The following is a 2,155-nucleotide window of genomic DNA, read 5'->3' on the forward strand; positions in this document are numbered from 1 at the left end:
GGTGCGGCCAAGCCGATGATGTCGAACGGCAAGCCGATCGAGATGGAGACCGCCGACCCGGACAACGACACCTTCGGTGTGGGTAGGTTCGAGGACTTCTCGTGGAAGGACATCCTCGATGTCACTACGTGTACCGAGTGTGGTCGTTGTCAGTCGCAGTGCCCGGCCTGGAATACCGGTAAGCCGTTGTCGCCGAAGTTGTTGATCATGTCGCTGCGTGATCATGGTTACGCGAAGGCTCCGTACCTGCTCGCGGGTGGCCGTAAGGACATGGGTGGCGAGGAGATCGGTCTGGTCGACGCCGAGGGCAAGCCGGACGAGCGTGCGTTGGCGCGGGTCTCGGAGGCGGCGCGGGCGGAGGCGGAGCGTCCGCTGGTCGGTGGTGAGGATGTCAACGGGATCATCGATCCCGAGGTGTTGTGGTCGTGCACGACCTGTGGTGCGTGTGTGGAGCAGTGCCCGGTGGATATCGAGCATGTCGATCACATCATCGATATGCGTCGCTACCAGGTGCTGATCGAGTCGGAGTTCCCCTCCGAGCTGGCGGGGTTGTTCAAGAATCTGGAGAACAAGGGCAACCCGTGGGGTCAGAACGCCAAGGACCGGCTGAACTGGATTTCGGAGGTGGACTTCGAGATCCCGGTGTTCGGTCGCGACGCGGATTCCTTCGACGGGTATGAGTATCTGTTCTGGGTCGGCTGCGCGGGTGCGTATGAGGATCGGGCGAAGAAGACCACCAAGGCCGTCGCGGAGTTGTTGGCGACTGCGGGTGTGAAGTTCATGGTGCTGGGTCAGGAGGAGACCTGTACCGGTGACTCGGCGCGTCGTGCGGGTAACGAGTTCTTGTTCCAGCAGTTGGCGATGCAGAACATCGAGTTGTTGAACTCGGTGTTCGACGGTGTGGAGCAGGCCAAGAAGAAGATCGTGGTCACGTGTGCGCACTGTTTCAACGCGCTCAACAACGAGTACCCGCAGGTCGGTGGCTCCTATGAGGTGGTGCATCACACGCAGTTGCTGAACCGTCTGGTGCGGGGCAAGGCGTTGGTGCCGGTGTCGCCGGTGGCGCAGAACGTGACCTATCACGACCCGTGCTATCTGGGCCGGCACAACAAGATCTACAACGCGCCGCGTGAGTTGATGGAGGCCTCGGGTTCGACGTTGGTCGAGATGCCGCGTCACGCCGAGCGTTCCATGTGCTGTGGCGCGGGTGGTGCGCGGATGTGGATGGAAGAGCAGCTCGGTAAGCGCATCAACATCGACCGGGTCGATGAGGCCCTGGACACGCTCGAGGGTGGTAACGAGCCGTCGATGATCGCGACGGGTTGCCCGTTCTGCCGGGTGATGCTGACCGATGGTGTGACCGCCCGCAAGGACGGCGGCGAGGTCGGCCAGGGTGTCGAGGTCGTGGATGTGGCGCAGTTGATGCTGCAGTCCATCAACCGTGTCGAGGCCGCGACGCTGACCGAGAACCTGAAGGTTGTGCAGGCACCGAAGGTCGAAGAGCCCGAACCGGTTTCGGTGCCCGAGCCCGTGCAGGCCGAAGCCGCGGTGGCGGCGGCTCCCACCGAGGCTGCGCCGAAGGCTGCTGCGGCCGGTGTCGGTCTGGGTATGAAGGGTGGCGCGAAGGCCCCCGGTGGTAAGGGTCTGGCCATGAAGGGCGGACTCAAGGCCCCGGGCACGAAGGCCGCCGCTCCCGCCGCTGCTCCGGCCGAGGCTGCTCCTGCCGCCGAGGCCGCGTCCGAGGCGTCCGCGGCTCCGGCGCCGGTCAAGGGCCTGGGCATGAAGGGCGGCGCGAAGGCTCCCGGCAAGGGTTTGCAGATGAAGGGCGGCCTGAAGGCGCCGGGTGCGAAGGCTCCCGCTGCCGAATCCGCTTCCGCCGCTGCGGCTCCCGCCGCAGCCGCTGCCGCCGAGGTCGTTGCGGAGACGCCGGCGGTTCCGGCTGCCAAGCCGGGCGGGCTGGCCATGAAGGGCGGGCTCAAGGCTCCCGGTGGCAAGGGTCTGCAGATGAAGGGCGCCGCCAAGGCGCCGGGCGCCAAGCCCGCCACCGAGGCTGCGGTCACGTCGGCTCCGGCCGCCGAGGCCAAGCCGTCCATCGCGCCCAAGGGTCTGGCCATGAAGTCCGGCCTCAAGCGCCCCGGCCCGAAGGCTCCCGGCG

The 2,155-nt window shown here is 66.1% G+C and carries 1 protein-coding gene; it reads left to right on the plus strand.

The window, feature by feature from the left end; all coding sequences use genetic code 11:
- Positions 1 to 2,155: heterodisulfide reductase-related iron-sulfur binding cluster (locus tag ACFXIV_RS47765; RefSeq protein ID WP_379405898.1), on the plus strand; the 2,155-nt coding region annotated here is incomplete at both ends.

This window comes from Nocardia sp. NPDC059236, from assembly GCF_042754085.1.
Lineage (GTDB): Bacteria > Actinomycetota > Actinomycetes > Mycobacteriales > Mycobacteriaceae > Nocardia.